Annotated in this window: 1 pseudogene; it reads left to right on the forward strand. The window is 62.1% G+C overall.

Going from position 1 to position 10,368, the window contains the following annotated elements:
• A pseudogene (sypC, locus tag AO068_RS23200) lies at nt 1-10,368 on the forward strand (syringopeptin non-ribosomal peptide synthetase SypC); the annotation flags it as partial.

The following is a 10,368-nucleotide window of genomic DNA, read 5'->3' on the forward strand; positions in this document are numbered from 1 at the left end:
AATATCGAATACCTCGGCCGTAACGACGATCAGGTGAAAATCCGCGGCTTCCGTATCGAACTGGGCGAGATCGATGCGCGTCTGGCCAAACACCCGGCCGTCCACGAAGCCGTAGTGACAGCCCGCGAAGATGTGTCGGGCGACAAGCGCCTGGTGGCTTATTACACCTTGGCGACCGGAAACCCCGTGGTCGACATCGATAACCTGCGCAGGCATTTGCAGGAAAAGCTGCCTGAGTACATGGTGCCGGCCATTTATGTGCGGCTTGAGGCCATGCCGCTGACCCCGAACGGCAAACTCGACCGCAAGGCTTTGCCAGCACCGGACGCCGATGCACTGATCAGCCGTGGCTACGAAGCTCCACAAGGTGAAACCGAAACGCAGATCGCGGCCATCTGGCAAGAGCTGCTGGGCGTTGCCCGGATTGGTCGTCACGACAACTTTTTCGAACTCGGCGGTCACTCGCTGCTGGCAGTCAGCCTGATCGGGCGCATGCGCCAGTTGGGTCTGAGCACCGATATACGCGTGCTGTTCAGTCAGCCGACGTTATCTGCACTGGCTGCCGCAGTCGGGGGTAGCACGGACATCGTGGTGCCAGCCAATCTGATCACCGAGGATTGCCAACGCATTACGCCTGAACTACTGCCACTGGCCAACCTGACCCAGGCACAGATCGACCAGGTGGTTGCCAGCGTGCCGGGCGGCGTGGCGAATGTGCAGGACATCTACCCGTTGGCGCCGTTGCAGGAAGGCATTCTCTATCACCACATCGCCGCCGAGCAGGGCGATCCGTATGTGCTGCAGGCGCATTTCGCCTTTGACGACCACGCGTGCCTGGACGCTTTCGTCCAGGCTTTGCAGGCAGTTATTGATCGACACGACATTCTGCGCACCGGTGTAATCTGGAAAGGCCTGGACTCACCCGTACAAGTGGTCTGGCGCCACGCGCAATTGCCTCTTGAGGCGTTGCAACTCGACCCCGCAGCCGGTGATGTCAGCGCGCAACTGCACAGCCGCTTCGACCCGCGTCACCACCGCCTGGATGTCACTCAGGCACCGCTGATGCGCCTGGCCTACGCCGAAGACCCGCTGAACCAGCGGATCTGCGCGATGCTGCTGTTCCACCACATGGTCCTCGATAACATGGCGATGGCCGTGGTACAGCATGAAATGCAGGCCTGGTTGTTGGGCGAAGCTCAAAACCTGTCGGCACCGGTGCCATACCGCAATTATGTGGCCCAGGCACGCCTGGGCGTCAGTCAGGCCGAGCACGAAGCGTTTTTCCGCGACATGCTCGGGGATGTGGACGAGCCGACGCTGCCATTCGGCCTGCTGGATGTGCAGGGCGATGGCCTTGATATCGAGGAAGCCAACCTGGCGCTGGCCCCTCGGTTGAACCTGAGACTGCGCGCTCAGGCCCGACAACAGGGCGTGAGCACCGCCAGTCTGGTGCACCTGGCTTGGGCTCAGGTGTTGAGCACGGTTTCAAACAGGCAGGACGTAGTGTTCGGCACCGTGCTGATGGGCCGGATGCAGGCCGGGGAAGGCGCCGAGCGGGCCTTGGGGATGTTCATCAACACCTTGCCGCTGCGGGTTTCAGTGGGCGGAAAGAGCGTGCGTGACGGGGTCAAGGCCACCCATGAGCGTCTGACTGCCTTGCTGGGTCACGAACATGCTTCGCTGGCGCTGGCTCAGCGTTGCAGCGGCATTGCCGCACCGACGCCACTGTTCAGTTCGCTGCTCAACTATCGCCACAGTGTGCCTGGCAGCGTATCCGAGCGGGCTGCCCAGGCCTGGCAGGGTATTCATACGCTGAACAGCGAAGAACGCACCAACTATCCATTGACCTTGAACGTCGATGACTCCAGTGAAGGCTTCAACCTGAACGTGCTGGTCAGCAGTACCGTGGGTGCCAAACGGGTCTGCGCTTACATGCAGACTGTGCTGGAGCATCTGGTGGATGTGCTGGAACAGTCACCGTCCTCGGCGCTCGGCAGCCTGCCGGTCCTGCCTGCTGCTGAACGTGAGCAGTTGCTGGTGGCGTTCAACGACACAGCGCTGGATTACCCGCAGCAACAGACCATTCATGGGCTGTTCGAAGCACAAGTCGAGCGCACGCCATATGATGTGGCCGTAGTGCATGGCGAACAACATCTGACCTATCGCGAGCTTAACGAGCAGGCCAACCGCCTGGCGCATGCCTTGCGCAAGCAGGGCGTGCAGCCGGATTCGCGGGTCGGGATCTGTGTGGAACGCGGTGTGGAGATGGTCGTCGGGTTGCTGGCGATCCTCAAGGCGGGCGGCGGTTATGTGCCGCTCGACCCGGCGTATCCAGCGGAACGTATTGCTTACATGTTGCAGGACAGCGTGCCTGCCGCTGTGTTGGCGCAGTCGGCAACTGAAGCGCTGCTGACCGACGTTTCGGTGCCTGTTATCAATCTTGATCTGAACGATTGGCAGGACGAATCCGTCCAGAACCCGCAGGTGCCGGGGCTGACTTCAGCGCATCTGGCGTACCTGATCTACACCTCGGGTTCGACCGGCCTGCCAAAAGGCGTAATGATCGAACACCGCAACACCGTGAACTTCCTGAGCTGGGCGCACACGGCTTTTGACGGGGCAGCACTGGAAAAAACGCTGTTCTCCACTTCGCTGAACTTCGACCTCGCGGTCTACGAGTGCTTCGCGCCGCTGACCTCGGGCGGCAGCATCGAAGTCGTCAGGAACGTGCTGGAACTGCAACACGGCAAGCACGATATCGGCCTGATCAACACCGTGCCGTCGGCGCTGAAAGCACTGCTGGAAGTTAACGGCCTGCCGGAATCTGTGCACACCGTGAACGTGGCGGGTGAAGCACTGAAACGCAGCCTGGTTGAATCGCTGTTCGAAAAAACTGACGTGCAGCGCCTGTGCAACCTCTACGGCCCCTCGGAAACCACCACCTACTCAAGCTGGGTGGCGATGGATCGCGAAGACGGCTTCGCTGCGCACATCGGCAAACCAGTGGGCAATACGCAGTTCTACCTGCTGAATGAACAGCAACAGCCCGTTCCACTGGGCGTTGTGGGCGAGATCTACATCGGCGGGGCCGGTGTGGCGCGCGGTTACCTGAACCGTGACGACCTGACTGCCGAACGCTTCCTCAAGGACCCTTTCAGCCAACAGCCTGCGGCACGCATGTACCGTACCGGCGACCTCGGTCGCTACCTGCCAGACGGCAATATCGAATACCTGGGCCGTAACGACGATCAGGTGAAGATCCGTGGTTTCCGTATCGAACTGGGAGAGATCGATGCGCGTCTGGCCAAGCACCCGGCGGTCCACGAGGCAGTGGTCACTGCCCGCGAAGACATTCCCGGCGACAAGCGTCTGGTGGCTTATTACACCCTGAGCGCAGGGCAGGCTTCGGTGGACATCGATAGCCTGCGCGGCTGGCTGCAGGAACAACTGCCGGCCCACATGATCCCGGCGGCCTATGTGCCGCTCGACGCAATGCCGCTGACCCCGAACGGTAAGCTCGACCGCAAGGCCCTGCCAGCACCGGACGGTGATGCACTGATCCGTGGCGGCTACGAGGAGCCACAAGGCACAGCAGAAATTACTCTGGCGAAAATCTGGAGCGACTTGCTCAAGATCGAACGTGTCGGTCGCCACGACCATTTCTTTGAACTGGGCGGGCATTCATTGCTGGCGGTAAGCCTGATCGAACGTATGCGCCAGGCAGGCCTGAGCGCCAACGTGCGTACGCTGTTCAGCCAGCCGACCCTTGCGGCACTGGCGGCAGCGGCAGGCGCGGTCGACGATCTGGTTATTCCAGCCAACCGCATTCCTGCGGACTGCCGGAGAATCACTCCGGACATGCTGCCGTTGATCGACCTGAGTCAGGAGCAGATCGACCAGGTGACGGCCTGCGTGCCCGGTGGCGCAGCGAACGTGCAGGACATCTACCCGTTGGCGCCGTTGCAGGAAGGCATTCTCTATCACCACATCAGCGCCGAACGGGGCGACCCCTATGTGCTGCAGGCGCAGTTTGCCTTTGACAGCCGCGCACACGTGGACACCTTCGCCAAAGCGCTGCAAATGGTCATCAACCGCCATGACATTCTGCGCACCTCCATGCACTGGGAAAGCCTCGATGAGCCGTTGCAGGTGGTCTGGCGCCAGGTCGAGCTAGACGTCGAAGAAGTTCAACTAAACCCCAGGCTAGGTGATGTAACCCGTCAGTTGCAGGAGCGCCTTGACCCACGCCAGATACGCCTGGACATCCGTCAGGCACCCTTGATGCGCATGGTGTGTGCTTTGGACACCGTTAACCAGCGCTGGGTGGCGATCTTGATGTTCCACCACATGATCCTCGACCACACCGCGCTGGATCAGGTGCAGCATGAAATGCGGGTCTGCCTGCTCGGTCAGGCCGAGCAACTTGGCGACTCCATTCCCTACCGCAATTATGTCGCTCAGGCCCGACAAAGCCTGAACGAGCAGGATCACGAGCAGTTCTTCCAGGACATGCTCGGCGACATCGACGAGCCGACGCTGCCATTCGGCCTGCACGATGTGCAAGGCGACGGCAGCGCTCTCGATCATGCCCGCCTGCAGCTGGACGGCGCTTTGAACCAACGCTTGAGAGTTCAGGCGCGGCAACTTGGGGTCAGTGCGGCGAGCCTGATCCACCTGGCGTTCGCGCAGATGCTGGGCCGCGTCAGCGGACGTGAACACGTGGTGTTCGGCACCATCCTGATGGGCCGGATGCAGAGCGGTCGAGGTGCCGAACGAGCCCTTGGCATGTTCATCAATACCTTGCCACTACGGATAGACCTGGGCGACCAGGGCGTGCGTGAAGGGGTCAAGGCCACGCACCGGCGCTTGACCGGCTTACTCGGGCACGAGCATGCGTCGCTGGCGCTGGCCCAGCGCTGCAGCGGCGTGGTCGCACCGACGCCGCTGTTCAGCGCCTTGCTCAATTATCGGCATAGCAACGTTGCCGTAACCGATGAGGCACTGACGGCGTGGAGTGGCATGCAGTCGTTGGGGATGGCCGATGAAGAACGCACCAACTACCCATTGACCGTCAACGTCGACGATACAGGTGAAGGTTTTCTGTTCACCTCGCTGGTCACGGCGAGCATCGGCGCGCAGCGTGTGTGTGACTATTTGCAACTGGCCGTAGAGGGGCTGATCGATGCGCTGGAACAGGCACCGCAAACCCCGCTGCATGCTATTTCAATATTGCCGCTCAGCGAGCGTAAGCAGTTGCTCGAACAGTGGAACGAGCCCGGCAACACCTATGCACATGAAACACCGATCCACCAGCAATTCGAAGCCCGCGCTACAGAACGACCAGACGCCGTGGCGCTGGTATTCGAAGAGCAAACCCTGAGCTACGGCGAACTCAACGCCCGCGCCAACCAGGTTGCCCATCGCTTGCTCGCGCTGGGTGTGCGCCCGGACGATCGCGTGGCGATCTGCGTCGAGCGTGGCCCGGCGATGATTATCGGCTTGCTGGGCATCCTCAAATCCGGTGCCGGTTATGTACCGTTGGACCCGGCTTACCCGCTAGAACGCCTGGCCTATACCCTCGGCGACAGCACGCCGGTCGCACTGTTGAGCCAGCAGACCGTGCAGCAAGCCTTGCCAGTGACGGAACTGCCAATCATCAGTCTTGACGATGCCGACTTGCAGGACGAATCCGTGTGCAATCCGCAGGTAGCGGTCAAGTCCAGCGACCTGGCCTATGTGATCTATACCTCCGGCTCCACCGGTCTGCCCAAGGGTGTAATGGTCGAGCACCGCAACGTTGCGCGGCTGTTTTCGGCCACGGAAGAGTGGTTCGGCTTCAACGAGCAGGATGTCTGGGCGCTGTTCCACTCGTTCGCCTTCGACTTCTCGGTCTGGGAAATCTGGGGCGCGCTGCTGCACGGCGGACGTCTGTTGATCGTGCCGCAACTGGTCAGCCGTTCACCTCAAGACTTCCACGACCTGCTGTGCAGTGCCGGTGTCACGGTGCTCAACCAGACACCGAGTGCGTTCCGCCAGCTGATTGCCGCCCAAGGTGAGAAAGAGCAGGCACATTCGCTGCGCCAGATAATTTTTGGCGGCGAAGCACTGGAAACGGCGATGCTCAAGCCGTGGTATGCCCGCAACGTGAATGCGGAGACACAACTGGTGAACATGTACGGCATCACCGAAACCACAGTGCATGTGACCTATCACCCGTTGCAGGCCGACGATGCACAGCGTATCGGCTCCAGCCCGATCGGCCGGCGCATTCCCGATTTGCAACTGTATGTCCTCGACACCCATGGCGAGCCGGTACCGGTCGGCGTGGTTGGCGAGCTGTATGTCGGCGGCGCCGGTGTGGCGCGTGGCTACCTGAACCGTGAAGCACTGACGGCCGAGCGTTTCATCGACAACCCGTTCAGTACGGCGCCGGGTGCGCGCCTGTACCGCACCGGTGACCTGGGGCGCTGGCTGGCCGATGGCAGCCTGGAATACCTGGGCCGGAATGACGAACAGGTGAAGATTCGCGGCTTCCGCATCGAGTTGGGCGAGATCGAAGCACAGCTCGCCGCGTGTGAGGGTGTACAGGATGCGCTGATGCTGGTCCGCGAAGACGAACCGGGCGACAAGCGTCTGGTGGCCTATGTCATCGGTACCGCAGGCGTCGAACTGGACGCTACCCGATTGCGCGAGCAACTGCGCCTGTCGCTGGCCGAGTACATGCTGCCAAGCGCCTTTGTCAGCCTGGAAAGTTTCCCGCTGACGGCCAACGGCAAGCTCGACCGCAAGGCTCTGCCAGCACCCGACCGCTCGGCGGTGGCCAGTCGCGGCTATGAAGCACCTGAAAACGATACCGAGATGGCCATTGCGCGTATCTGGCAAGACCTGCTGCAACTGGAGCAGGTTGGTCGTCATGACAATTTCTTTGAGCTGGGCGGCCACTCGCTGCTGGCCGTGAAACTGATCGAGCGCATGCGCCAGATCGATCTGGTTGCCGATGTGCGCGTGCTGTTCAGCCAGCCGACCCTGTCTGCCCTGGCGGCGGCGGTGGGCGGGAAGGGTGCCGTAGAAGCCCCCGTTAACCTTATTCCCGCCGGCTGTGAGCGCATCACCCCGGACATGCTGCCGCTGGTGTCGCTGAGCCAGGACGATATCGACCGCGTGGTGGCAAGCGTGCCCGGCGGCCTGGCCAACGTGCAGGACATCTATGCCCTGGCACCGTTGCAGGAGGGGATTTTGTATCACCACCTTGCCGCAGTCGAAGGTGACCCGTACCTGCAATATGCACTGTTTGCCTTTGACAGCCTCGAGCGGCTGCACAGTTTCGCTCAGGCCCTGCAAGGCGTGATCGCCCGCCACGATATCCTGCGCACCGCGGTGCTTTGGGAGCGTCTCGACGCACCCGTGCAGGTGGTCTGGCGTGAGGCAACTCTGGGCCTGGATGAGCAGGTGCTGGACCCGGCCGAAGGCGACATCACCGAACAACTGATCAAGCGCCTGGACCCTCGTCACACGCGTCTGGACATCCGTCAGGCGCCGATGCTGCGTATCGGCTATGCACAGGACGCGGCGAATAATCGCTGGCTGGGCATGCTGCTGTTCCATCACCTGGTGGACGATGCCACCTCGCTGCGCATTCTCACCAGCGAAATCGAGGCGTACATGCTCGGGCAGCAAGCCTCGCTGCCACCGTCCGTGCCTTATCGCAACTACGTGGCCCAGGCCATGCTCGGTGTCAGCCGTGAAGAGCACGAGGCGTTTTTCCACGACATGCTCGGTGACGTCGATGAACCGACGCTGCCATTCGGCCTGCAGGACGTGCAGGGCGACGGAAGCGGTATCGAGGAAGTACGCCAGGTGGTCGACATCGACCTGAGCCGCCGCCTGCGCGTGCAGGCCCGACAGCTCGGGGTCAGCTCCGCCAGCCTTTACCACCTGGCCTGGGCCCGTGTACTGGGCGCTGCATCCGGCAAGGACGATGTGGTGTTCGGCACCGTATTGCTCGGTCGTCTGCAGGGCGGTGCCGGGTCTGACCGAGCGCTGGGGATGTTCATCAACACCTTGCCGTTGCGTGTCACGCTGGGCGAGCAGGGCGTGCGCAGCGGTCTGAAAGCCACCCACGCACGACTCAGCGGGCTGCTGGCCCATGAGCACGCATCGCTGGTACTGGCCCAACGTTGCAGTGGTGTACCCGCTTCGACGCCATTGTTCAGCTCGCTGCTCAACTTCCGCCATACCGGTGATCTCGACGCAAGTGACCGGGCGCTGGTCGCCTGGGAAGGCATTCAGGCGCTGCATGGCGAAGAACGCACCAACTACCCGCTGACCTTGTGCGTGGATGATCTGGGCGAAGGTTTCGCCCTGACCGTCATGACCGAAGGGCAGATCGGTGCCAAACGTGTGTGTACCTACATGCACTGTGTGCTGGAAAATCTGGTGCAAGCACTGGAACAGACCCCGGACGCTGCGCTGGGAGCGCTGAATATCCTGCCCGCGATCGAGCGCCAGCAACTGCTGGAAAGCTGGAACACTCCGCATGCCGTGCAAGCCGACGACACCCTGATTCACCGTACCTTCGAAGCCTGGGTGGTGGCGCAGCCGAATGCCGTGGCCTTGCATTACGAAGACCGCACCCTGACCTATGCCGAGCTGAACACTCGCGCCAATCAGGTGGCCCATTATCTGCTGGGCCTGGGCGTGCAGCCAGATGACCGGGTAGCGATCTGTGTCGAGCGCAGCCTGGAAATGATCGTCGGTCTGCTCGGGGTGCTCAAGGCCGGTGCGGGTTACGTGCCGATTGACCCGGCCTATCCGGCCGAGCGTATCGCCTACCAGGTGCAGGACAGCGCACCGATGGCGGTGCTGGCCGATGCTGCAGGGCTGGCACTGCTGGGCACGTTCGATGGCCCACGCGTGGATTTGCACAGTCCGGCGTTGCAGGCCCAACCGGGTCACAATCCACAGCTGACCGGGCTCAGCCCGCGCCACCTGGCGTACGTCATCTACACCTCCGGTTCGACCGGCCTGCCCAAGGGCGTAATGGTCGAGCATCGCAACGTGGCCCGTTTGTTCTCGGCCACACAGAGCTGGTTTGGTTTCAACGAGCAGGATGTCTGGGCGTTATTCCATTCATTCGCCTTCGACTTCTCGGTCTGGGAAATCTGGGGTGCGCTGTTGCACGGCGGGCGTTTGTTGATCGTGCCGCAGCTGGTCAGCCGCTCCCCGCAAGACTGCTACGCGCTGTTGTGCAGCGCCGAAGTGACGGTGCTCAACCAGACTCCGAGCGCATTCCGCCAGTTGCTCAACGCCCAGGGCGAGAGCGATCAGCGACATTCCTTGCGCCAGGTGATTTTTGGTGGCGAAGCGCTGGACACCGGGATGCTCAAGCCTTGGTACGCCAGGGTGATCAACGCCGGTACGCAATTGGTGAACATGTATGGCATCACCGAAACCACGGTGCATGTGACCTACCACCCCTTGGTGGCGGCAGATGCGCAGCGGGCGGGCGTGAGTCCTATCGGTGTGCGCATTCCCGATTTGCAGTTGTATGTACTCGATGCACGCCGCGAGCCGGTGCCGGTGGGTGTTGTTGGCGAGCTGTATGTCGGCGGCGCCGGTGTCGCGCGGGGCTACTTGAACCGTGAAGCGCTGACTGCCGAGCGTTTCCTGGCGAACCCGTTCAGCAAGGATCCTCAAGCGCGCCTGTACCGAACCGGCGACCTGGGTCGCTGGATGGCTGACGGCAGTCTCGATTACCTGGGCCGCAACGACGACCAGGTCAAGATCCGTGGCTTCCGTATCGAGCTGGGAGAAATTCAGGCGGTGCTGGCTGCCTGCGATACGGTCCGCGAAGCGCTGGTGCTGGTCCGCGAGGATCAACCGGGTGACAAGCGACTGGTGGCCTATGTGATCGCCGAGCCGGGCCACGAGATCGTCGCGGCTGACTTGCGTGCGCGGTTGCTGCTGTCTCTGGCCGACTACATGGTGCCCAGTGCTTTTGTGGCGCTGGACAGCTTCCCCCTGACCGCCAACGGCAAGCTCGACCAAAAGGCATTGCCTGCACCGGATGCGCAGGCACTGGCAATGCGCGAATACGCGCCGCCAGAGGGCGATGTCGAGATCGCCATCGCGCAGATCTGGCAGTCCCTGCTGCAAGTGCCGCAGGTTGGCCGCCACGATCATTTCTTCGAACTGGGCGGCCATTCGCTGCTGGCCGTCAAACTGATCGAGCGCATGCGCCAGATCGACCTGTCGGCTGACGTGCGCGTGCTGTTCAACCAGCCGACCCTTGCCGCACTCGCTGCGGCGGTGGGCGGGTACACCGACGTGCAAGTGCCGGATAACCTGATCGTGCCGGGCTGCGAGCGT

Origin of the sequence: Pseudomonas sp. ICMP 3272, from assembly GCF_001466905.1 — a bacterium.
In the GTDB taxonomy this organism is placed as follows: domain Bacteria; phylum Pseudomonadota; class Gammaproteobacteria; order Pseudomonadales; family Pseudomonadaceae; genus Aquipseudomonas; species Aquipseudomonas amygdali.